Annotated in this window: 18 protein-coding genes; 5 read left to right on the top strand and 13 right to left on the bottom strand. The window is 69.5% G+C overall.

Annotated elements, in window-relative coordinates; translation table 11 throughout:
- Window positions 1-5 precede the first annotated feature (5 nt).
- From VNO22_16580 to VNO22_16570, 3 genes are all read left to right on the top strand, one after another.
- Window positions 6-2,474: a PSD1 and planctomycete cytochrome C domain-containing protein gene (locus VNO22_16580; protein ID HXG62989.1), complete on the top strand. Its 2,469-nt coding sequence runs from the start codon at window positions 6-8 to the stop codon at window positions 2,472-2,474.
- Complete coding sequence (locus tag VNO22_16575; protein ID HXG62988.1) at window positions 2,464-3,855, top strand: DUF1501 domain-containing protein; 1,392 nt, start codon at window positions 2,464-2,466, stop codon at window positions 3,853-3,855. Before VNO22_16580 ends, VNO22_16575 begins: the two co-directional genes overlap by 11 nt.
- A gap of 86 nt (window positions 3,856-3,941) precedes the next feature.
- A complete protein-coding gene (locus VNO22_16570; GenBank protein HXG62987.1) occupies window positions 3,942-5,411 on the top strand; it encodes a sialate O-acetylesterase in 1,470 nt (489 codons plus the stop codon).
- Here the strand turns inward: VNO22_16570 and VNO22_16565 are convergent.
- Complete coding sequence (locus VNO22_16565) at window positions 5,348-6,241, bottom strand: fatty acid desaturase (GenBank protein ID HXG62986.1); 894 nt, start codon at window positions 6,239-6,241, stop codon at window positions 5,348-5,350. The genes VNO22_16570 and VNO22_16565 overlap by 64 nt on opposite strands.
- Window positions 6,242-6,467: 226 nt before the next feature.
- On the opposite strand from VNO22_16565, the gene thrB reads away from it, so the two are divergent.
- Window positions 6,468-7,385 carry a homoserine kinase gene (gene thrB, locus VNO22_16560; GenBank protein ID HXG62985.1) on the top strand — a complete coding sequence of 306 codons (918 nt, stop codon included), beginning with the start codon at window positions 6,468-6,470 and terminating at the stop codon, window positions 7,383-7,385.
- Window positions 7,386-7,395: 10 nt separating this feature from the next.
- Here the strand turns inward: thrB and VNO22_16555 are convergent, their stop codons facing one another.
- The 5 genes from VNO22_16555 to VNO22_16535 form a co-directional block, all read right to left on the bottom strand.
- Window positions 7,396-8,784, bottom strand: a complete 1,389-nt coding sequence (locus tag VNO22_16555; protein HXG62984.1) for an ectonucleotide pyrophosphatase/phosphodiesterase — start codon at window positions 8,782-8,784, stop codon at window positions 7,396-7,398.
- Complete coding sequence (locus tag VNO22_16550) at window positions 8,781-9,962, bottom strand: VCBS repeat-containing protein (GenBank protein HXG62983.1); 1,182 nt, start codon at window positions 9,960-9,962, stop codon at window positions 8,781-8,783. The genes VNO22_16555 and VNO22_16550 overlap by 4 nt, the downstream gene beginning before the upstream one ends.
- A 101-nt stretch (window positions 9,963-10,063) precedes the next feature.
- Window positions 10,064-11,701, bottom strand: coding sequence for an MFS transporter (locus VNO22_16545; protein ID HXG62982.1), 1,638 nt, complete (start codon window positions 11,699-11,701; stop codon window positions 10,064-10,066).
- 115 nt (window positions 11,702-11,816) lie between these two features.
- On the bottom strand, window positions 11,817-12,608 hold the full coding sequence (locus VNO22_16540; protein ID HXG62981.1) for an alpha/beta hydrolase: 792 nt from the start codon (window positions 12,606-12,608) through the stop codon (window positions 11,817-11,819).
- A gap of 80 nt (window positions 12,609-12,688) precedes the next feature.
- Window positions 12,689-13,834 (bottom strand): DNA-binding transcriptional regulator, encoded by a 1,146-nt coding sequence (locus tag VNO22_16535; protein HXG62980.1) that lies wholly within the window; start codon window positions 13,832-13,834, stop codon window positions 12,689-12,691.
- A 149-nt stretch (window positions 13,835-13,983) separates the two neighbouring features.
- On the opposite strand from VNO22_16535, the gene VNO22_16530 reads away from it, so the two are divergent.
- Window positions 13,984-15,171 (top strand): Gfo/Idh/MocA family oxidoreductase, encoded by a 1,188-nt coding sequence (locus tag VNO22_16530; GenBank protein ID HXG62979.1) that lies wholly within the window; start codon window positions 13,984-13,986, stop codon window positions 15,169-15,171.
- On the opposite strand, the gene VNO22_16525 is transcribed toward VNO22_16530, so the two are convergent.
- The 7 genes from VNO22_16525 to VNO22_16495 are packed head-to-tail and all read right to left on the bottom strand — an operon-like array spanning window position 15,168 to window position 22,256.
- The gene (locus tag VNO22_16525) at window positions 15,168-15,803 is read right to left on the bottom strand and encodes a DUF1080 domain-containing protein (GenBank protein HXG62978.1); all 636 of its coding nucleotides are present in this window, start codon (window positions 15,801-15,803) and stop codon (window positions 15,168-15,170) included. The two genes, VNO22_16530 and VNO22_16525, sit on opposite strands and share 4 nt — an antisense overlap.
- 4 nt (window positions 15,804-15,807) lie before the next feature.
- Window positions 15,808-16,485: a hypothetical protein gene (locus VNO22_16520; protein HXG62977.1), complete on the bottom strand. Its 678-nt coding sequence runs from the start codon at window positions 16,483-16,485 to the stop codon at window positions 15,808-15,810.
- 39 nt (window positions 16,486-16,524) lie between these two features.
- A complete protein-coding gene (locus tag VNO22_16515) occupies window positions 16,525-17,499 on the bottom strand; it encodes a sugar phosphate isomerase/epimerase (GenBank protein ID HXG62976.1) in 975 nt (324 codons plus the stop codon).
- Between the two features lie 29 nt (window positions 17,500-17,528).
- Window positions 17,529-18,641 carry a (Fe-S)-binding protein gene (locus VNO22_16510; GenBank protein HXG62975.1) on the bottom strand — a complete coding sequence of 371 codons (1,113 nt, stop codon included), beginning with the start codon at window positions 18,639-18,641 and terminating at the stop codon, window positions 17,529-17,531.
- A 12-nt stretch (window positions 18,642-18,653) separates the two neighbouring features.
- Window positions 18,654-20,102 carry an FAD-binding oxidoreductase gene (locus VNO22_16505; GenBank protein ID HXG62974.1) on the bottom strand — a complete coding sequence of 483 codons (1,449 nt, stop codon included), beginning with the start codon at window positions 20,100-20,102 and terminating at the stop codon, window positions 18,654-18,656.
- Window positions 20,103-20,105: 3 nt separating this feature from the next.
- Entirely contained in the window at window positions 20,106-20,975 is an 870-nt protein-coding gene (locus tag VNO22_16500) for a creatininase family protein (protein ID HXG62973.1), read from the bottom strand.
- Between the two features lie 33 nt (window positions 20,976-21,008).
- Complete coding sequence (locus VNO22_16495) at window positions 21,009-22,256, bottom strand: Tm-1-like ATP-binding domain-containing protein (protein ID HXG62972.1); 1,248 nt, start codon at window positions 22,254-22,256, stop codon at window positions 21,009-21,011.
- Window positions 22,257-22,489: the final 233 nt, after the last annotated feature.

The following is a 22,489-nucleotide window of genomic DNA, read 5'->3' as shown; positions in this document are numbered from 1 at the left end:
ATGGGATGGCGTGGGTTGGGGTCGCGCTTCTGGCGGCGGTCCGCCCGGGGCAGGAGGATCCCTCGACGATCCTGGAACGCCGCTGCGTGGAGTGTCACAATCCGGCCAAGCGGAAGGGCGGGCTCGACCTGACCACCCGCGAGGGCCTTCGGAAAGGGGGCCAAAGCGGACCGGCGGTGGAACCCGGTCCGCCGGAGCGAACCCTGCTCTGGCGGCTCGTGGCCCACGAGGAGGAGCCCTTCATGCCGCATCGGGCCCCGAAGCTCCCGCCGGCGTCGCTGCGGGCGTTGCGGGAATGGCTGGCGGCGGGGGCTCCGTACGCGCGGTCCCCCTTGAAGGTGCCCGAGGCGCCCGCGGAGCGCCACTGGGCGTTTCGGCCGCCGGCGCGGCCGGAGCCTCCCGAGGTGCGCGATGCTTCCTGGGTCCGCACACCCGTGGACCGCTTCATCCTGGCGGCTCTCGAATCGCGGGGTTGGACGCCTTCGGCTCCCGCAGACCGCCGGCGGCTGATTCGGCGCGTCTTCTTCGACCTCTGGGGACTGCCGCCTTCGCCCGAGGAAATTGAGGCGTTCGTGAACGACCCCGCGCCGGAGGCGTACGAGCGCCTGGTGGACCGTCTCCTGGCCGGGCCGGCCTTCGGGGAGCGCTGGGCGCGCCACTGGCTGGACGTGGCCCGGTACGCCGACAGCGACGGGTACCGTTTCGACAACGACCGCAAACACGCCTGGCCCTACAGGGATTTCGTGATCCGCGCCTTCAACGAGGACCTGCCCTTCGACACGTTCGTGCGCTGGCAGATCGCGGGGGACGAACTGGCTCCCGGGAATCCCCTGGCCGCGGCGGCCACGGGCTTCTGCACGGCCGGGCCCGTCCAGGAGCGCCAGTCCGCCGACGCCCCCCGCAACCAGGAGCGCAACCGGTACGACGAGCTGGACGACGTGTTATCGACCCTCGGACAGGGATTTCTGGGGCTCACCCTCGGGTGCGCCCGCTGCCACGATCACAAGTACGATCCGATTCCGACGCGGGAGTACTACCGGATGCTGGCGGCGTTCATCGACACGCGCCGTCGCGAGGTGCCGCTGGTTCCGCCCGCGGAGGCGGAGGCGTGGCGCCGGCTCGAGGAAGAGTACCAGGCGCGGGTGGCGCCCCTGCGCCGGGAACTGGAAGCCTTCCTGAGCCGCGCGCGCGAACCCCTCTTTCGGCGGAAGGTCCAGGCGCTCCGGATCCGCGAGGAGGACCGGGAAATTCTGCTGGCGCCCCGCGACCCGTCCAACCAGCGGCAACAGGAACTCCTGACGGTGCATCAGAAGGAGCTGCGCGTTTCGGAGGCGGAGCTGCGCGGCTCCCTGAGTCCCGCGGAACGCGCGGAGTGGGACCGCCGGGCCGCCGCGATCCGGGAGGCCGAGCGCGGGCGTCCTCCCGCGCCGCCGTTCGGGCTCGTTCTGACCGACGCGGGGCCGGAACCTTCGCGCAGCCCGCTCCTGGAGCGCGGCGAGGTGGACGCCAAGAAGGAGCTTCTGACGCTCGGATTCCTGAGCGCCCTGGGGGATCCGGAGCCGCGCCTGAGCCGTCCGCCGGGGGCCCGCACGTCGTTTCAGCGCGCGGCCCTGGCGGAATGGCTCACCGACGTCGAGCGGGGGGCCGGGGCGCTTCTGGCCCGCGTGATCGTCAACCGCCTCTGGCAGCATCATTTCGGCGAGGGACTCGTGCGGACCCCGAACGACTTCGGGGCCCAGGGCGAGCGTCCCACGCACCCCGAACTTCTCGAATGGCTGGCTTCGGAGCTCGTGCGCCGCGGCTGGCGGCTGAAGGAGATTCACCGGCTCATTCTCACGAGCGCCGTGTACGTCCAGGACACCTCCGCGTCCCCGGGGCCGGTCCGCGAGGATCCCGAGAACCGCCTTCTGGCGCGCCGCCGTCCCCGGCGGCTCGAAGCGGAAGCCCTGCGCGACGCGCTTCTGGCCGTCAGCGGCCGGCTCAATCCAAAGATGTACGGACCGGGGGTCAAGGTGCCCATTCCCGCGGAGGCCATCATCACGCGCACCGAAGGGGAGCATCATTACCCGCGGGATGTCCGGGAAAGCCCGGAAGTCTGGCGCCGGACCGTATACGTCTTCGTCAAGCGGTCGGTGCCCTATCCGCTGACGGAGGTTTTCGACGCGCCTTCGCCCAGCGCGAGCTGCGGGCGCCGGGTATCGACGACGGTGGCGCCGCAGGCTCTGGCGCTGCTGAACGATCCGTTCGTGCGCGGATGCGCATGGGACTTCGCCGATCGGGTGCTTCGCGAGGCGGGGCCCGGCGCGGGCGCTCGAATCGAGCGGGCCTGGGCGCTGGCGCTGGGGCGCGCCCCGACGCCGCGCGAGCGCGAGGCGGCGGAGGAGTTTCTCGGGAGGGCGGCGGACGAGCGGCGGGGTCTGGCGGATCTGGGACATACGCTTTTCATGACGAACGAATTCGCCTATGTGGATTAATCGCGAAGGGCCGACGCGGCGGGAGCTCCTGGGACGGGCGGGGCTCGGCTTCGGGATGGCCGCCCTGGCGCACCTCCTGGGGGAGGAGGGGCTTCTCGAGGCCGCCCCGGCGGGAGGTTCCCCGCCCGGCCCGCATCACGTTCCCCGCGCCCGATCGGTCATCTGGCTTTTCATGGAGGGAGGGCCGAGCGGCTTCGATCTTTTCGACCCGAAGCCCGAGCTGGACCGGGCCCATGGGAAGCGCCTCGAAGGGGTCGAAGTCTTCTTCGGAAGGCCCGGCCCGCTTCTGAGGTCCCCCTACCGGTTTCGCCGGCACGGACGGTGCGGAGCCTGGGTGTGCGAGAAATATCCCGCCCTGGCGGAGTGCGTGGACGACATCGCCTTCATCAAGTCCGTGCACGCCGAGTCCAACAGCCATGCGCCCGCCATGTTCCAGATGAACACGGGCGTGATCCGGCCGGGATTCCCGAGCGCGGGCGCCTGGGTGACGTACGGGCTCGGAACGGAAAATCGGAATCTGCCGGGTTTCGTCGTTCTGGGCAACCGGATCGGAACGAAAGGGGGACCCCTCAACTGGGGGGCGGGGTTCCTGCCGTCGTCCTACCAGGGCACGGTGTTCCGCACGCAGGGGACGCCCATCCTCAACCTGGCGCGTCCGGCGGACATGAGCGCGCCGGATCAGCGGGCGCAGCTTGACCTGCTCGGGCGGCTCAACGTAGAGCACCGGCGGCGGCATCCCGACGAGGAGGCGCTTCGGGCCCGCATCGAGAGCTTCGAACTGGCCTACCGGATGCAGACCGAGGCGCTCGAGGCGGTGGATCTGTCCCGCGAAACCGAGGAGACGCGGCGGCTGTACGGACTGGATCGCGAGGAGACGCGGCCATACGGGGAAAAGCTCCTCCTGGCCCGCCGGCTTGTGGAGCGGGGGGTACGGTTCGTCCAGGCGTACGTGGACGACCAGTGGGACGCTCACGAGAATCTGAAGAAGAACCACGACGCCCGCTGCGAGGAGACGGACGTCCCGATCGCCGGACTGCTCAAGGATCTCAAGCGGCGGGGGTTGCTCGAGACGACGCTGGTGGTCTGGGGCGGCGAGTTCGGCCGCATGCCCGTGTCGCAGGGGGGGCTCGGGCGGGACCACAATCCCCACGGGTTTCTCGTCTGGATGGCCGGCGGGGGCGTCCGGGGGGGAACGTCCTACGGGGAGCTCGACGAGCTGGGATACAAGATCGCCCGCGATCCCGTCTCCGTGCCCGATCTGCACGCGACGATCCTGCACCTGCTCGGGATGGACCATCGCCGGCTGACCTATCGGCACAACGGCCGCCGGTACCGGCTGACGGACGTATCCGGTCGGGTGATCGAAGAGATCCTGGCCTGACGGTCCGGACGGCTTCGGCGCGGGAAAGGGGAAACGCCGCCGGCGGAGCGCGCTATAATACGTCGACTTCTCGAGGGAGAACGGCGATGAAGCGCTTCGTTCCGATGCTGCTCCTTTTCGTTCTGGCGGTTCCATCGGCGGCGGCCCGGCCGCGCGCCCCGCTCCGGCTCCACGCGCTCTTCTCGGATGGCGCCGTCCTCCAGGCCGGGATGATGGTTCCGGTCTGGGGAACCGCAGAGCCCGGAGAGGAGGTCGCCGTGGAGTTCGGGGGGCAGAAGAAGGTCGCCGCCGCGGACGGCGAGGGACGCTGGCGGGTCCGGCTGGACCTTCTTGCGCCCGGCGGGCCTCACGAGCTTACGGTCTCCGCGGGCGGCCGTTCCGTCGTCGTGCGGGACGTTCTTGTGGGCGAGGTGTGGCTGGCCAGCGGCCAGTCGAACATGGAGTGGCCGGTTCGGAGCTCGGCGGACGCGGACGAGGAGATCCGGCGCGCGCGGCATCCGAAAATCCGTCTTTTCACCGTGCCCCGGCGGGCCTCGGACGCGCCCGAGCGGGACGTCGCGGGAGCCTGGAAGGAATGTTCCCCCGAATCCGTGGCGGGATTTTCGGCCGTGGCCTATTTTTTCGGTCGCGAGCTGCATGAGGCGCTCGGCGTTCCCGTGGGGCTCATTCACGCCTCATGGGGCGGGACGCCCGCGGAGGTCTGGACGCGAAGGGAGATCTTCGACGAAGTCGCGGAGCTCCGGGCCTGCGTGGAAGAAGACGCCCGGCGCCGGGCGGCGCACGAGAAGGCGGCGGAGAAGGCGCGCGCCGAGGGCAAGCCCGCGCCGCGGGCGCCGCTGGCGCTGTCTTCCCTGTACAACGGCATGATCGCCCCGCTCGTGCCCTACGGCATCCGGGGCGCGATCTGGTACCAGGGCGAATCCAACGCTTCCCGCGCGGGACTCTACCGCACGCTTTTCCCCGCCCTGATTCGCAACTGGCGCAAGGACTGGGGGCAGGGGGACTTCCCGTTCCTCTTCGTGCAGCTGGCCAACTTCATGGCCCGCAAACCCGAGCCTTCGGAGAGCGCCTGGGCGGAGCTTCGCGAGGCGCAGCTGCGGACGCTGGCGGAAGTGCCGCGCACGGCGATGGCCGTGGCGATCGACATCGGCGAGGAGAAGGACATTCATCCGCGCAACAAACAGGACGTGGGGAAGCGGCTGGCGCGGGCCGCGCTGGGGACGGTGTACGACCGGGCCATCGTCTTCTCCGGACCGCTGTACGACGGCATGAAGGCCGAAGGAGATCGGATCCGGATCTCCTTTAAACACGTGGGCGGCGGGCTGGTGGCCCGGGGCGGCAAGCTCCTCGGGTTCGCCGTGGCGGGCGAAGACCGGAAGTTCGTGTGGGCGCAGGCCGAGATCGACGGGGAGACCGTCGTGGTCCGGCATCCCTCCGTCTCCAAACCGGTCGCGGTCCGGTACGCGTGGGCGGACAATCCCGAGGCGACGCTCTACAACAAGGAGGGGCTGCCGGCTTCCCCCTTCCGGACGGACGACTGGCCGCGGGGGAATTGACGGTCGGCCGCCGGCTGCACGGAGCGGCGGGCCTGCAGGATGGCTTCGGGCGGGGTGCGGCGCAGGTCCCGCGCCAGCCCCACGCGGCTCATCGTCCAGACCCACCACTTTGTGGGATCGAAGTGAAAGAACCGCACGCCGTTGCGGTAGTCGGCCGGGAAGCGGTGATGGAAGTTGTGGTAGCCCTCGCCCAGGGTGATCACGGCGGCCAGGGCGCTGTCGCGGGCGGAGGTTCGGGTCGAGTAGGGCCGGCGGCCCACGCGGTGGGCCAGGGAGTTGATTGAAAAGGTCGCCTGATACTGAAGGGCGAGTCTCAGGAACCCCGCCAGGAGGAGGCCGCCCCAGGCGTCTCCCCAGGTCGCGGCGATGAGGGTCGGCAGCGCGAACCCCACGAGCAGGCCGATCGGGAGGTACGCCCGGTCCTGAAGGCGCACCCAGACGTCGGCGCGGAGGTCCGCGACGTTCCGGAAGTCGGGCTCGGGGGTTCGGTAGAAGACCCAGCCGATATGAGACCACCAGAAGCCGCGGCGGGCGTCGTAGGGGTCTTCGTCGCGGTCGGTGTAGCGGTGGTGCGTGCGGTGATCGGCCGACCACCGGAGGGCCGAGTTCTGGAACGAGGCCGCGCCGAAGAGAAGGTAGAAGAGGCGCAGGGGCAGGGCGGCCCGGTAGGATCGGTGCGCGAAGAGGCGGTGGTAGCCGCCCGTGATGGAAAGGCCGCACAGGACGAACCAGGCGGCCGCCAGGCCCGCCGTGGCGCCGCGCAGGCCCGCCCCGCAGGCGTGGACGACCGCCGCGGCGGCGGCGAGATGGACGGCGGCCAGGAAGATCACATTTTCCCAAGCCAGGGGGAGGGGCGTTCGGGTCGCGATGGGGATCCTTTCCGCAGGCGTGGCCGACGTCCCGGGAGGGTTCCCGGGGCGAGGGGGATGGACGCCTTCCTTATAAAGTATCTGCTCCTACTATACCCCATGGAGCGCCCGAACGCATCCCCAATTGCGCGGGCGTTCCCGAACTCCTTGGCGAAGGAGGGGACGGAAGTTAAGATGGCCGCGCGCTATGAAGCTCCGCGTGGTGGTTCCCGCCTCGGCCGGCAACACCGGGTGTGCCTTCGACAGCCTGGGGCTGGCCTTCGGGCTTTACAACGAGGTGCTCGTCGACACGTCCCGGCCCGGCGAGTTCGCCGTGGAAGGGGAGGGGGCGGAGCTTCTGCGGCGCGGGGAACCCAACCTTGTTCGCCAGGCGTACGAGCGCTTCTCGGCCGAAACGGGGCGCGCCGTGCCTCCGCACGGGCTCACGCTCGTCAATCGGATCCCGTTCGGGCGCGGTCTGGGCAGCTCGGCGGCGGCGATCGTGGGCGGGCTCCTGGCGGCCGACGCCCTGACGGGGGCCGGGCTTTCCCGCCTGAGGCTCCTGGAACTGGCGGTGCCCATGGAAGGGCATCCGGACAACGTGGCCCCCGCGATCCACGGAGGATTCGTGCTGACGGTCCAGAACGAGGGGCGCCCGGACGGCCCGCTCACGGTGGTTCCCTTCGGCGTGCCGAGAGACTGGAAGGCGGTCCTCTACGTTCCGGACCTCGTCATTCCCACCCGGCAGGCGCGGGCGATCCTGCCTGCGTCGGTGCCGCGCGGGGATGCCGTCTTCAATCACAGCCGCGTGGGGCTTCTGGTTTCGGCGATTCTTCAGCAGCGGCCGGAGCTTCTGCGCGTGGCCATGCAGGACCGCCTCCATCAGCCGTACCGGGCGAAGCTCTTTCCCGAGATGGAGCCCCTGATTCAGGCGGGGCTGGACGGGGGCGCCTGGGGGGCGTGCCTGAGCGGAGCGGGCTCGGCGGTCCTGGCGATCGCCCACGCGGAGAAGGCGGAGCCGGTGGCGCGCGCTCTGCGCGAGCGGGCGGCCGGACTCAAGGTTTCCGGACGCAGCCTCGTGCTCGACATCCCCGCGGCGGGGGCCCGCGTGGAGCCCCTGGAGTAAGGGCGGCCGTTCAGCGCTCCAGGATCTCCTCGAGAACCCGTCCCTCCGCCCCTTCCAGGCGCAGGCCGAGCAGGCGCGCCACGGTCGGCGCGACGTCCACGTTGCGGATGATCTCCACCGCGGCGCCGCGGCGGATGCCGGCGCCCCAGGCCACGAAGGTCGCGTGCATGCGGGGATCTTCGGGCAGGGCCCCGTGGCTTCCCCGGACGGTTCCCTCGACGATCGGCGCGTCGCCGGCCGCCGAATCGCCGAACGCGTATCCGTCACGCGCCGCCAGGATGAGATCCGGCATCCGCGGGTCTTCCTGGAGGGTCGGGAGTCCCACGCCGGGGAACTCGGGCTCCTCCAGAACCGCCTGCACGCCCTCCACGTTCCGCAGGAGCGCCTTGAGCCGCGGCAGGAGCTCCGCCCGCCGGTTGCGGTCGAGGACGTAGATGTAGGCTGCGCCGCCCTGCGGGAGGCACCACGCCTCGCGCGACTCGACCGCCCGGTCCGGTCCGAGGCGCACGAGGCCTTCGCGCCGGAAGATCACGTTGGGAAGGATGGTCTTGCGGTATTCGAAGAAACCGTGGTCGGAGACGACGAAGATCGCCGTCTTCCCGGCCAGGCCCGCCGCCTGGACCGATTCCACGACGTCGCGGAGCCGGTCGTCCGCGAAGGAGCAGGCCCAATAGGCGTCCGGCGTCCGCGGGCCGCGGGCGTGCTGGACGTGGTCGGTCTCGACCAGGTGAAGGAGCGTCAGGTTCGGGGCGTGGCGCCGCAGGAGGTGGGCCGCGATACGGGCGTACATCCAGTCGCGCTGGGGGCCGCCGTTGGACTTGCACCAGGGCTCCTGCATGTCCACGGGGATGCCTTCGCGGCGGAGTTCGTCCAGCCAGCCCGGGGTGGTGTATTTTTCCCAGAGCTCGCGCGTGCCGCAGTCGGGGACGCCCCAGGTGAGCGTGCGGGCGTTGCGGGTGGCCGGCCAGATCACTCCCGCCGTCTTGAGCCCCGCCGCATGGGCCAGGTCGTAGATCGTCGGGGCCTTGACGATTTCCTCCTTGTCGAAGAGGGGGTCGGGGAGGAAGTCGATCTTGCGTCCGGCGGCGCGGTCGAAGTAGCTGTTGCCGATCAGTCCGTGCCGGCGGGGGGAGACGCCCGTCACGAGCGTCGTGTGATTGGGCCAGGTCACGGTGGGGAAGGAGCAGAGCATCCCCCGGGCGCGGGCGCCCTCGGACGCCAGGCGGCGCAGCGTGGGCATGAGCGCCTGCGGGTCGTCCAGGTAGGAGCCCGCCAGGCCGTCCACGCTGATGAGGATCACGTGTTCGGCCTTGCGGGGGGCGGCGGAGCCCGGGCCGGGGGCGGCGCAGGCGGCGGCCAGGAGAACGAGCGCGAGGAACGCGCGGCGCGCCGGGATCATGGCGATCTCCCTTCGTTCCAGTAGATCTTCACGTTGCGGGTGCTGCGTCCGATGCCGATGATCTCCGGGCGGCCGTCGCCGTTGAGGTCGGCGCAGAGGGCGTCTTCGCATCCGAGTCCCTTTTCGTCGAGGACTTTTCTTTCCCAGCGCTCGCCCGTGTCGTCGAGCGGATGGAAGACGTAGACGACGCACTCGTCCTTTTTGCCTTCCGGAACGCCGCGGAATCCCACGACGAGCGAGTCCACGCCGGTTCCCGTGAGGTCGGCGGTCCAGACGGCGTGTCCCCCCTTGTGGCGTTCGACGAGGACGCGGCGTTTCCAGAGTCCGTCGGCGGTTTCGGGCTCCGTGTAGATCACGGCCTGGTGGCCGTGCCAGGGCTCGATGGTCGCCAGATAGCGCTTGCCGCCGGGGAGGCGGCCCGGTTTGATTTCCCCGGCGCCGCGCTTCTCGGGGTCTCCGTCGGCCAGTTTCCGCGGGACCCACCGGTCCGCCGATTTGCGGAAGAGGAAGATTCCTTCGAGCGCGGCCACGAGGATTTCGTCGGTTCCGTCGCCGTCCCAATCCACGGGCCAGAAGTTGTGGGTGATGTGGAGTTCGTTCTGGACGATCTGGCGGGTCCACGCGCCCGTGAAGGGATCGGGCGGACGGCGCAGGAGGTAGAGGGAGGCGCCCGCGCCCTCTCCGGGGCGGGCGTCGCGGCCGTGGAGGGTCTTGCAGGCCAGCTCCGCGCGCCCTCCGACGCGCACGAGGCGCATGCGGTGCATCGTGGGTTCCTCGTCGATCTTCCGCGCGGTCCAGGGTTCGTCGAGGCCGGCTCCGCGCCGGAGCAGCCACACGGAGCCGCCCGAACGGGTGTTGGCCGGTTGCCAGTCCGCCCCGAGGATGAGCTCCAGGGTGCCGTCGCCGTCGACGTCCAGGGGCTGGATGCAGACCGGCAGGCGAGGCTCCTTCTCGACGACGACGCGGCGTTTCCAGGAAGGGTTTTCGTACCAGAGCACGCGGTCCGGCTGTTCGGTGACGGCGACGACGTCGGTTCGGCCGTCGGCGTTGAGGTCGGCGGCGGTGACGGCGTAGCCCACGCCGGCGTCCGGGTCGATGGTCTCTTCGCGGAAGCGGGGGAGCCGGTCCTGCGGGGCGGTCGGAGCGGAGGCGAGGAGGACGGCGGCCAAGAGGGACATGAGCGGCTCTCCAAAGGGGCTCGGAGATTATACGCGCGGCGGGACCGGAGCGGGGGCTCCCGCCGGGCGGGGCGCGCCCGGCGGGAGCGGAAGCGTTTCGGTTACGACGTCGGCGCGGAAGCTTGCGCCTCGATGGTGACGGGCTTGTAGCCGCCGATCGTTTTGAAGTAGAGGAGGATGAGCAAGTAGATTACGGCCATAAGGGCGGGGATGACGGAGTCGGCCTTGAGGGTCTTTCGGTCGCCGACGATGTTGGCTTCGAGGATGGCACGATCTTCGGGGCTCAGCTTCTCATAGGCGGCCTTGGGGTCGGTGACGCCCTGTTTGGCGAGCTCCTCCCGGGCGGCTTTGAGACGGGCATCCGCTTCTCCGAGCCGCTTGCCGTCGATACCGTGAACCTCCTGGAAAAAGAGGAACTTACTCGCCGAGGATGCCTTGACCTGCTCGTAGAGATCAGCGCGGCTCCTCCGCAAGTCTTCCCCGGCGAAGCGGTCTTTGGCGTATCCCAGGCCGGGGCTTCCGATGAGGCCGGCCGAAAGCATGCCGATTCCGCCCATGATGCTGATCGCGACGGCTCCCGTGCGGGGGAATCGGTCGGAGGCTACGGCCAGCATCGTGGGCCAGAAGAAGGTCTTTCCGATGCCGTAAACCGCCAACGCCAGAAGCGCCAAGCCGAAGGAATTCACTCCGCTCGTGAGGTTCAGTCCCACGACCGCCAGGATCGAACACGTCAGAAGGATTCCGACGGGCGACAGTCCCAGCTTCTTCTCGATGAAATGGGCACAGAAGCGGAGGGTGAACATGATGATGTTGGTCCAGATGAAGAGGGCCTTGCCCTGACCGGACGTCAGGATATTGCCCGTGATGTTCTGAATCCAGCCGTCGGTGCCCAGCTCCACGGCTCCCACCAGCCCGTGCGCCACGAAGAGAGCGAAGAGGAGAAAGGAACCCATCGAGCCCCGCGTGATAATCCCCACGGCGACGAGGAGAACGCCGGCGACCACATAACCCAGGGTGGAGGCGGTGTCCGCCGACATGCGGAAGGCGCTGAAAACGTTGGTTCCGAAGAAGAGAGCCAGGAGGAAGCATACGACCAGCCCGCCGAGAAGCCCGACGTCTTTGAACATCTCTCCGAGGGTCAGACCCTTCTCGGACGCTTCGGACTTGGGCATTTTTTGTCCGAGGAACATGAGCCCGTAGACGATCGTGGGAATGAGGTAGAGAGCGAGCTGATGCTTCCAATGCATCTTGTAAACGTCGTCCAGCACCCATCCGACGATGGCGCCGAGGATCATGCCGCCGGGCCAGCTCGCGTGAAGGATGTTGAGGTAGTGCGTACGGTTTTCGGGGTAGAGGGTGGCGACCAGGGGGTTGGCCACCGCTTCGAGGACGCCGTTGGCGAAGGAGAACAGGAACATGCCCCAGAGGAGCGTAAGGTAGGCGGTTTCCTGGGACATTCCAGGGTTCGCCGCGGCGGCGACGAAATAAGATACGGTGTGGAAGAGGAAGGCGGCGATGACGAGCTTTCCGTAACCGATCTTGTCGGCGACGATGCCGCCCAGAATGATGCCGAAGCAGAAGCCCGTGAATCCGGCTCCGCCGATGTTGCCGAGCTGGCTTCCGGTGAAGCCGAATTCGGCGCCCCAGTTGTCGAAAATCCCCCCGCGGATGGCGAAGCCCACGCCCGCGGCCAGAATGGCGGTGAACCCGGCCCACAAGAGGCGGTTGCGGTTGACCATGGCGTCGTCCTCCCCCTAAAAGATCCCCCGGCTATCGACGACGGCGACCCGCCAATTATGCGGAGCGGCCGCCGGTGCTGTCAAACAAATATGTCAAACAATTGGGGGGCGGGGCTCATTCCGCCAGCCCGGCCAGGAACTCCTGAAGCGCCGCGGCGAATTCCTGCGGGCGTTCGAGAAAGGGAAGATGCCCCGCCCCTGGAATCGCCCGCAGCGCGGCGTGGGGGATCAGGCGCTTGAGCGCGGCCTGGACGGGAAAGGGCGCCACCTTCTCCTCGACGCCCCAGACCAGAAGCACCGGGCAGGCGAGCGTCCGGGCGGCGTTCGTCACGTCGGCCTCCGCGACGGCGCGGGCGGCCGCCGCGTAGGCGGCCGGATCGTTGCCGAGAAGCGCCGCCCGCACGTGGGCCGCCAGGGCGGGCGAGGCGGCGTGCGTCTGGGGCGAAAGCTGCGCCGCGACGACCGCGTCGGCCACCGCCGCCAGACCCTGCGCTTCCACGGCCGCGGCCCGCTGAAGCATCCGCTCCCGGCCGGCCGGCGGGAGCGCCGCGAAGCCTCCGACGCTCACCGCCGCGCGCACCCGGTCGGGGCGGTCCGCCGCCAGCTGAAGGACGATGGGTCCCCCCACGGAGGCTCCCACCGCCACGTACCGTTCGAGCCCCGCCGCCCGCGCCACCTCCGCGAGATCCTCCGCCCAGCCCTTCACGGAGTAAGGACCCGCGGGCCTGGCCGAGTCGCCGTGGCCCCGCAGGTCTGTGGTGACGACGCGACACGAGCCCGCCAGGATCTGCGCGACGGCCCGCCACTGATGGCGCGTGCCCCCCAGCCCGTGCGAGAAAAGGATTCCCGGACCGGCCTCTCCGAAGACTTCGTAGTGCAGGCGCGTTCCGCGGACGGCGACTTCCATGGCTCCTCCTCCTTCCGTTCGGCGTCGGAGTTTATCCGGGCGGAGCGGGACGCGCCAGGGGATTCGCCGCCCCCTGGGCGTCAGTCCTTCGGGCGGGCGCGGCGCCGGTAGCGGCCGGGCGTCATCCCCGTTTCGCGCTTGAACGCCACGCTCATGTATTCCGGATGATTGAAGCCGGCCAGAGACGCGATCCGTTCGAGGGAATGGTCCGTCTCCACCAGGAGCTGCTGGACGCGCTCGATCCGGATCCGCAGGAGATCCTGGTGGGGGGTCCGCCCCGTCGCCTTCCGGTAGCGGCTCTCCAGCACCCGCCGTGAAAGCGGCACCGCTTTGAGCAGATCGGCGACCGTCGCCCCGTCGCAGGCGTGTTCGCGGATGAAGCGGACGGCCGCGGCGATCTCCCGATCCTCGAGGGCCAGAACGTCGGTGGAGTGGCGGGTGTGGATTCCGAGGGGCGGCACGAGCACCGCCCGGGGGGGCACGCGCTCCCCGGACATCAGGCGCGCCAGGAGCGCCGCCGCCTCGTACCCCGTGCGGCGCGTGTTGGGAATGACGCTCGAAAGCGGAGGCGAAGCCAGGTCGCAGAGGAGCGGATCGTCGTCCACGCCGAGGACGGCCACTTCGTCGGGCACGGCGACGCCGGCGTCGCGGCAGGCGTCCAGCAGCCGCTGCGCCATGATGTCGTAGCAGGCCAGGACCCCGGCGGGCTTGGGCAGCCGCCGGGCCCACTCCCCGAGCTCCCGGCGCTCGCGGTCGGGCGCCGGGGAGCGGGAGCGGTAGAGGCGCACCTCGACGCCGGCCTCGGCCGCCCGGCGCGCGAAATGCTCCTCCCGCCAGCGCGACCAGTTGAAGCGGGGATCGCCGCAGTAGCCCAGCGTCCGGAACCCGCGCTCCAGGAGGTGTTCGACCGCCAGGCGCGCGATCTCCCGGTCGTCGGTCTCGACCCACGGCGCCGAGGGAAGGTGGCGCCCGGCGCTCACATCCACGACCGGAAGCCCCGTGCGGGCCACCGCCCGGGCGATTTCGGGCGTTTCGATCCGGGCGATGATGCCGTCCCCCCGCCAGCGGGCCAGCCAGGCGGGCGGCGTGTCCCCGCGGCCCAGTTCCGGAAGGTGAAGCGACCAGGGTTCGTGGCCCCGCACGTAGGCCACGATCCCCGCCAGCACCCCCCGGGCGTAGGCGTTCGAGGTTTCGACGAGCAGCGCGACGGCGCGGCGGCGGCGCATGGGTAAGGAATCTCAGCGGCTCCCGATCACCCTACCCCGGCTCCGGGGCGCCCGCGTCAAAAATCTCAAAAAAAGTGCGTCCGTTCTCATGGCGCCCGCGGCGCCGCCCGGATAGGGTGCCGGGGTCGCTTTTTGCGGAGGACGAAGCCATGGGCGCCAGGAAAGTCAGGGTCGCGATCGTCGGGCTGGGCTTCGGGGCCGAGTTCATCCCGATTTACCAGAATCATCCGGACGCGGAGCTGGTGGCGGTGTGCCAGCGCAACCCGAAGCGCCTGGCGGAGATCGCCGACGCCTTCAAGGTTCCCCGGCGCTACGAGGACTACCGGGCGCTCCTCCGGGACCGCGACGTGGACGCCGTCCACATCAACACCCCTATTCCGGACCACGGCTGGATGTCGATCGCCGGCCTGGAGGCCGGCAAGCACGTGATGTGCACCGTGCCCATGGCGACGTCGTCGGCCGAATGCCGCCGGATCGTGGAGCTCCAGAAGAAGACGGGCCTGACGTACATGATGGCCGAAACCGTGGTCTACGCCCGCGAGTTTCTCTTCGTCCGCGAGCTCGCCCTTCGCGGGGACCTCGGCAAGATCCAGTTCGTCCAGGCCTCGCATCAGCAGGACATGGACGGATGGCCGAATTACTGGCCGGGGCTGCCGCCGATGTGGTACGCGACCCACTGCGTGGGGCCCTGCCTGGGGCTCCTGCGCTCGGAGGCGGAGGCGGTTTCCTGTTTCGGCTCGGGGACGATCCGGCCGGAGCTCGTGCGCCGCTACAACTCCCCCTTCGCCGTCGAAACCTGCCACATCAAGTTCCGCGAGAGCGACCTGTCCGCCCGGATCTACCGCTCGCTGTTCGACACGGCCCGCCAGTACCGCGAGAGCTTCGACGTCTACGGGTCGAAGAAATCCTTCGAATGGCCGCTCATCGAGGGCGAAGATCCGGTGATCCATACCGCCAAGAAGCCGGAGCCTGAAATTCCCGAGCGCGTCAAGGTGCCGGATTTCGCGCATCTGCTGCCCGAAGGCATCCGGCGCTTCACGACGCAGGGAGTCTACGATTCCAAGGAAAACCGGCATCTCTCGTTCATCCAGGGTTCCGGGCACGGCGGCTCGCACCCGCATCTGGCGCACGAGTTCGTCCGCGCGGTCGTCGAGGGACGGGATCCCTATCCGAACGCGGTGGAGTCCGCCAACATCACGATGGTGGGGATCCTGGCGCACCAGTCGGCGCTTCTGGGCGGGAAGGTGCTCCGGATGCCGGCCTGGACGCTGCGGAAGGGCGGGAAGGCCGCGCGCGTCCGGAAGGCGCGTTCCGCGAAAGCCCGCGCCCGGGGTTAGCCCGGCGGGGGAAGCGGGCGGATGCGGAGGCGGCGGAACCGCACCCAGCCGGCGTGCCCCTCCGCGCCGTAGGTCTGAAGCGCGATCGCCCCGGGTTCCAGAAGCCTCGGCTCGGGAGCGGGATCCGTGTAGTCCACGACCTCGACGCCGTTCAGGCGAACCGTGATGCGGGGTCCCCGGGCGCGGATGAAGAGCCGGTTCCAGTCCCCGGGCCGGCGGATCCGGTCGTGTTCGTCCCCCTTGGCCAGCCAGTCCTTGAGGAAGAGCCCGCCGCAGTATTCGCCGGCGGCGCCGCGACCGATGTTGACCTGATAACCCGCCCGCGCGGCGCGGCCGGGCGGGTGGCGCAGGTAGACGCCGCTGTTGTACTTTCCGTGCTCGTCGATCTTGAATTCGAGCGACAGCTCGAAGTCGCCGAAGGTCTCGCGGGTGACCAGGAGCCCCGACCGGCGCGGGTCGCCCTCCTGGCCGCCGACGATTTCGCCGTCTTCCACGCGCCAGACGGCCGTGCCCACGACCTCCCAGCCTTCGAGATCGCGGCCGTTGAAGAGATCCCGCCAGCCGGGCTCCTCCGGGGAGACCGAGCAGGCCGCCGCCAGGAGCGCTCCGAAGGCCGCCGCGCGCCGCCTCACGGCCTTACTTCGCCTCCTGGATTTCGACCAGTTCGATCGAGGCCCGGACGCGCCGGCCGAGGGCGAAGGTCTCCATCCGGGCCACCCCGCCGGGAATCCCCTCGGCCATCCAGAGGGTGACCTCGACCTCCCCCTGCTCGGCCGTTTTCATGCGGCCCCGGAGGCGGACGCACGAGTAGGTCCTGCCCGCGACGGTGAGCTCCTCGTCCTCGCGTTCCGCCCGAAGTTCGAGCTCTTCGTCCTTGGACGTGGACAGGAGGCGGAGGGGAAGGCCGCGCCCCGGCGGGATCCAGGCGCGCCGCTCCAGGACAAGCGTTCCGCGTTCGCCGCGGGAGGTCCACACGACGCAGGGTCGATCCCGGTCGCCGACCCGCACGGGCTCCTCGGCCGCCCGGACGGCGACGCTCTCGCGCTCGGCGCGCTCCTGCTCGAACCCCGGAAGAGTCACCTTGACGCGCACGACGAAGGCGTCGGGGCCGGAATCGTGGAGGGTGAAGACCATCTCCCCCTCCTGCTTCTGTTCCTGGACCTGCTGCACAAGACGGTAGCGGGCGCTCGTGCCGGGCTTGAAGCGCCGCCACGGGTGAAGCTCGGCGGGGAACTTCGAGGGCGCGGGGTCCTGGCCCGCGGCGGGCCACGCCCAGGACAGCGCCCCCAGGACGGCCAGCGCGATGCTTCTCATGACGGTCCTCCCGCCGCGCCGCGCGGACGGAGGCGGGCCCTACCGCCTCCGGGACTTCGCGGCCGCCGGCCGGGCCTTCTTCTTCGGCGCCGGCGCGCCGCCGCCGCCCTTGAGGCCGTGTTTGCGGAGCCAGCGGTTCAGGAAGTCGCCCGTGGCGCGGACGTGCTTTTCGTACTCCTCGTCGTTCAGGACCGCCATCGCATGGTCCACGTAGAACTTGATCTCCTCCGGCGTCATCCCTTTGAGCGCGGCGGGATCTCCCTTCGAGGGATTGAGCGGCGTCCGGTCGTCGGGGATCACGAACTCGTTGGTGAGGCATCCTTCGTAGCCGGTCTTGGCGATGGCGCCGAGGATCGCGTCCCAGTCGTGGTGTCCCTGGCCGGGGGGGCGGCGGTTCGTGTCGGCCACGTGGAAGTCGTAGAGCTTCTTGCCCACGGCCTTGATGGCGGCGACCGGGTCCTCTTCTTCGATGTTGATGTGGAAGGCGTCCAGGCAGACGCCCACGTCGTCTCCGGCCTCCTGGGCCAGGAGGAGCGCCTGCTTGTGGTTGTTGATGAAGTTCGTCTCGAAGCGGTTCAGGGGCTCGATGGCGACCTTGATCTTGAGCTCGCGCGCGTGCGCGGCGATCTTGCGCATCGCTTCGACGCCCCACCTCCACTCGTCGTCGGGGTCGGCCACGGACTTGATGCGGCCGACCTCGCCGGGGACGACCGTGATTTCCTTGCCGCCGAGGGGCTTCAGCCAGTCGAGGATGTCGATGCAGTACTGGATGCTCTTGGCGCGGACTTCGGGCAGATGGCTGACGAGGTCGCGGCCCTGGACCATGAGGGTGACGGCGCCCCAGACCTCGATCTTGTACTTCTCCATCAGGTTCTTGATTTCGGGCACCGAGTAGCCCGGCTTATGGGGTTCGCCGCTGAGCTCGATGGCGTCGTAGCCGCAGCGGGCCAGGCGCGCGAAAACCTTCTCGAGCGGGTCGACCATGCGCATCCAATGGTGGCTGGCGATTTTCATCCCCATCGTTCTACCCTCCGAAGGCGCGTTTATCCCACTAGACACTCCGCCGTCCATTCCGTCAAATCTTTCGCGAACCCTCCGCCGGCCTGCGCCAGGTGGTGCGCGGTCCCGGGACCGGCCGTGATGAGGACCTCGGCGCCGGTCTCGCGCGCCTGGGCCGCGCGCCGCTCGGCGGCCGCGCGGGCCAGATCCGGGTACGTGAAGGGAAGGCCGCCGCACTCGCCGGAGCAGGCGGCCGCCTCGCGGTTCCAGGGAAGCTCCAGGGGATCCCGGCCCGAAACGGCCTTGATCAGCGCGCGCGGCGGCGCGATCAAGGGCGAAAACCGGGCCAGCGCGCACGGATCGTGGTAGGCCGTCTTCGCGGCGGGCGGCCGGAACTTGAGGCGGCCCTCCCGCGCGAGCGTCTCCAGGAATTCCGCGGCGTGCCGGACCGCGGCGGCCTTGCCGAGGCCGGGAAAATCGCCGAAGCCCGCCGTCAGCGTCCGGTAGACGTCGGGGTCGGGGGTGACGACCTCGCGGGCCCCGGAGGCGCGGATTTTCTCCGCCAGCGTTCGGGCCGCGGCGTGCGCCGGCTCGGGCAAACCGAGCTGATAGAGAAGGAGGCCGGGATCGCCCTCCTCGTCGAGCACGGCGGGGACGAGGCCCGCGCGCTCGAGGAGGCGTCCGAAGGCGCGGGCCGCTTCGGGACGGCGCACGCGCGCCGCCGGTCCGAGCACGACGAGGACCGCGGCGTCCCGGCGGCGCGCCTTGATGCCCAGGGCCCGTTCGGGGCCCGGATCCGCTTCGCCCCAGGGATTGCCGGTTTTTTCGATGTTGGCCCGGACGCGCCCGACCGCCTCGGGGGCCGCTCCCGCGGAGGCCACGCGACGCCGCCCCTCGATCACCATCTCGTCGTGGTTGATGTGCCCGGCGCAGACGTGGCGGGAGAGGCCGTCGGCGGTGAAGCGGTAGAGGACGTCCGCGACGGACGCGTCCCAGGAGAGCTTGCCCTGCTCCAGGGCGAAGAGCGTCAGCCCCCGCCCGCGGGGCGAGGTGGTTTCGCGGCGCGTGAGCGTCGTCACGAGGTCCGCGTGGTGGCACATCGGACAGAAGCGGCAGGACCGGACCGCCGTCCTGTAATCGTCCTCGGTGAAAGGCATGGTTGGTCTCTCTCAAGCCTTGGGAGGTCCGAAGCCGAGCTTGCCGGGGTTCATGATCCCGAGGGGGTCGAGGGCGTCCTTGATGCGGCACAGCGCCTCCCACCCCGCGCCGTACTGTTCGGGCATGAGCCATCCCAGCTTGAAGCCGATCCCGTGGTGGTCGTTGAGCGTGCCGCCGTGCGCCAGGTTCGTGCGGGCGGCCGTGGCCCAGACGCGGTTGTGCAGGAGGAGCGCCTCCCGGGCGTCCTGCGGGGGCTTCTCGATGTAGAAGCGATCGTACACCATCGTGCCCCACGGATACCAGTGGGAGAAGTGGCCCGTGTAATGGGCCTGCCACTCCTTGAATCCTTCCTCGATCGCCTTCTTCTTGGCAAGGTAGAGCTCGTAGATGCGGTCGAACGTCGTGGTGCTCTCGACGGTTCCGAAGAGGGTGGGAAGCGCCGGAGCGAAGGGCGGGTAGTAGAAGTCGTACCGGTGGGCCCACCAGTGCTCGCCGGCCTCGCGGCCGGCGTCCTTGCCTCCGAGGCCCGTGCAGATCTCGTGGATCAGCCGCTCTTCGAGGTCCACCATCTCCGGCTCTCCGTCGCAGCCGGTGATGAGGAAAGAGCCCTCGACGTCGAGATGGAGGACCCGCTTGACGAATTTTTTGGTCGACGGCGGGTCGTACAGGCGCAGGGTGCACGGATGCAGGCGCCGGACCATGATGCGGCGCCCGGCCTCCAGCGCGTTGCGCAGGTCCTCGAAGAGGTACCCCCGGAAGCGCCGCACGGGCGGCAGCGGATCCAGGCGCACGACCGCCTCGGTGATGACGCCGAGCGTCCCTTCGGAGCCCACGAAAAGCTGCAGGAGCCCGGGTCCGCAGGCGTGGTTGGGCGTGGGAAGCGTCTCCAGAACGCGGCCGTCGGCCAGCACGACCTGGAGCGCCACGACCATGTCCTCCGCCTTGCCGTACTTCGTGGAGATCGTGCCCGTTCCGCGGGCGGCGATGCAGCCGCCGAGAGTGGCCACGGGACCGGAGGCGGGGTAGTGCGCCCAGGTGAGTCCGCGCCGGTTGAGCGCCTCCTCGAGGTGCATCACGTTGATGCCGGCCTGGGCGCGGACGGTGAGGGACTGTTCGTCGAGCCGCACGATGCGGTTCATTTTCTTGAGGTCGAGCACGATTCCGCCGTAGAGCGGGACCACGCCTCCCTGGGTGCCGCTGCCGCCGCCGTAGGGGATGACCGGAACGCGGTGGCGCGTGGCGATCTTGAGGAGGCGGCTGACCTCTTCGGTGGACTCGGGGTAGCAGACGAGGTCGGGCCGCGCGGGCTCCTCGCCCCGGTCCATCCACATCTGGCCCAGCCAGAAGTAGTCCTGAGCGTAGGCCAGCCGGTCCACCTCGCGGACAGTGACGTCGCCGTCGCCGACCACGTCGGCCACTTCGCTGAGAAGGACGTCCCGGGCCAGGATTCGGGGGGACATGGGTTACAGCGCCCGGTCCACGAATTCCTGGACGCCCGGCTTGAGCTCCACCTTGACCTTCTCGAATTCCTTGAGCGCCTCGGCGAGGTGGTCGGAATAAAGCTCGTAGGTTTTTTCGCCCTTTTCCCGGGTGGCCCGGAGGGGGTTGCCGATCGTGCCCGTGTCGGAGAAGTCCCGGTGCTCCATGGGGAAGACGAAGTACTCGTAGCCCTTGAATTTCACTTCCGGCATGCCGTCGTTCTTCTGGAAGGAGGGGGGCAGCCACTTGGGGGCGTGGGCCAGCTCCTTCTTCGCGCGCTCCATGCGCACGAGCTTCTCGTTGTAGGCCAGCATCTGGGACGTCTCAAGCTCGCTGGAGTGCCATCCGGGCGTTTCCTCCGGCGGATTCTCCATGACTTCCTTGATGATGCCGATGTACCGCTCGGCGTAGAGCTTGCTCATGCAGATGAAGGCCCCCGTGTCGTAGTGGAGCTTGCGGAGGATGGGATCCATCACCTTGATGTTGGAGCCCTGGTTGTTGACGATGACGAACTTCTTGAAGCCCGAGTGGATGAGGCTGCGGACGATGTCGTACAGGACCGCATGCAGGGTGGAGGCGCGCAGGGTGATCGTTCCGGTCCCTTCGCCGACGCGGCCGAGGTGGTGGGGCGAGTAGCCGAACCAGACGACCGGGGTGTACAGGACGCGGGCCTTGGCGGCGGCGCGCCGGGCGATTTCGAGTCCCTGGGCCGCATCGGTCACCAGCGGCAGATGCAGGCCGTGCTGCTCGATCGAGCCGATGGGGATGAGGATGATGTCCTTCTCCTTGAGATACTCCTGCACGTCGGGGACGCAGAGGTCCGCCAGACACCACGAGACCGGATTGAACGCCATGGCCGTCCTCCCAAAAATCGAGCAACGGGTTCGCTATCGCACGGTTTCCAGAAAAAGTTCGAGCACCTTCTCGGCGAAGGCGGGGTCGTTGGCGTGGCCGTCGACCTCGACGACCCGGATCTCCGGGCGAAGGTTTCGCTTGAGCTCCTGGCGAAAGCGGGCGTCCCCCTCGGGATCCCAGAATTCCCCGCCGGGTTTGTTGGGGATGGAAAGCCCCGCCGTGGGAATCGCCACGGCGACCGGCCCGCGCGCGGCGTTGAGCTTGCGGGCCATGATCCGCGCGACCTCGAGCATCTCCTCCCGGCTCGTCCGCAGCAGCGTGAAGCTCGGGTTGTGGTAATAGGCCTTCCGGTCCTTCCACTTGTCGGGGATGGCGTTGCGGGGTCCCTGGACGAAAAAGTCCACGCAGGCGGGGACGACCACCTGGGGAAGGCCGCGCTCTCCGGCGGCCTCGAGGCGCCGGGGGCCCGCGTCGTGGAAGCCGCCCACGAGGTGATCGGTCAGCTCGTCGGTGGTGTAGTCGATGACGGCGTCCACGCGTCCCTCGCGGATCATCTCCTCCATCGCCGCGCCGCCGACGCCGTTGGAATGGAAGATGATGGGTTCGAACCCGCGGGCTTCGAGCCTGGGCTTGATGTGCTCGACGGCCTTGGTGGTGTTGCCGAGCATGGTGAGCGCCACTACTTTGCGGCGTTCCCCGGCGGCCGCGGGGGCGCGGCGCGAGGCCTCGGCCATGCCCTTGACCGCTCCGGCGATGGCCCCGGCGGCCTGGTCGAAGATGAGCCGGCTCACCTGGTTGATGCCCAGGATGTCGATCACCGAGTGCATGACCATGATGTCGCGGATGCCGACGAAGGGATGGAAGACGCGCCGGCCGGAAGCCAGGGGCGTGACGATGAGCTTGGGGACGCCCACGGGGAGGACCTGCATCGCGGCGGCGGCCATGACGGCGCCCTCCGCGCCGCCCAGGCTGACGACTCCGTGAAGGCGGCCCTCCTGGTGGAGCCTGGCGCAGGTGGCCGCCACGCCCTTCATCATCTGCTCGACGGCGGCCCCGCGGCTGCCCGCGTGGCGGATCTTCTCGAGGTCGGAACCGGAGGCGCGGGCGACCTCCTCCCGCGGGATGTCGGGGACGATGTCCACCGGTCCGCCGAGGATGCCGGAGTCCAGAACGAGGGTCCCCAGGCCGTGCTCGCGGATGCGGTCGCGCAGGTAGGCGATCTCACGTCCCTTCGTGTCGAGGGTTCCGATGAGGACGATGATCGGCGCGCCTTCCGGCATCGGCGTTGGTTCCAGGGCGGGCCATTATCGGGCGGGCGCCGGGAAATTGTCAAGCAATTCGAGGACGCGGCACGGGGCCGCTTCGGCGGGCGAGGTTCGGATCACGCGGGGCGCCGGCGGAGCAGGACGCGCGTGAGGCTGCGCTTGTACTCGCGGAGGTGGCGGGCCAGCGCTTCGAGCCGCTCGGGAGCCAGGCGCTGCTCCGCTTTGGGGAAGAGATCCTGTTCCGTCTC

The sequence above is a fragment of the Planctomycetota bacterium genome (assembly GCA_035574235.1).
Classification (GTDB): Bacteria; Planctomycetota; MHYJ01; order MHYJ01; family JACPRB01; genus DATLZA01.
This window is presented reverse-complemented; position numbering and strand designations above follow the sequence as displayed.